At 65.2% G+C, this 531-nt stretch carries 1 pseudogene; it reads right to left on the bottom strand.

Annotated features, from left to right (window positions below):
- A pseudogene (locus J5M56_RS24200) lies at window positions 1-531 on the bottom strand (nitrilase-related carbon-nitrogen hydrolase); the annotation flags it as partial.

Here is a 531-nt window from a genome sequence, read left to right as displayed (position 1 = left end):
GACCTTCACTGAGGTCGCCGGGCTTGAGGCTGACCGAGCCCGGCGTGCTCGAACCCTTGTAGCCACGCCATGGCTTGTCCCATGCGTCTTGGCCGATAACCTGCGCCGGCACCGCCACCAGTTGCGCGCCTTGTTCATCGAGGGTGCGGTAGTTGCCGGGGTACCAGCTGTCACTGCCGATCAGGATGCCCAAGCGTCCGGCCGGTGTGTCGACGACCTGGATGGCGTGTTTGTCTTCGGCCTGAATCACACCTTGCTGATCGAAGATTGGATGCATCTGCCGCTGCGGCTGGCCCAATGGCACGCCGTCGCGACCAAACACCACGCTGCTGTTGAACAGGGCGCCGCTGCCGGGCCTGAGCCGGCCGTCGCGGATGCTTGGCTCCGGCAGCACGATGGACCCGGCGACCAGAGTGACCTGGAACTCCTTGGCCAGACCGCCGAACAGCGCCTGGTAATCCTTGGCCATGGCCTTGGCTTTCATCCGCCGCTAAGCATCATCCAGCCGTTCCTCGCCCTTGGCCCGCAGCC

Origin of the sequence: Pseudomonas sp. 51_B (assembly GCF_017491595.1) — a bacterium.
GTDB lineage: Bacteria > Pseudomonadota > Gammaproteobacteria > Pseudomonadales > Pseudomonadaceae > Aquipseudomonas > Aquipseudomonas promysalinigenes.
This window is presented reverse-complemented; position numbering and strand designations above follow the sequence as displayed.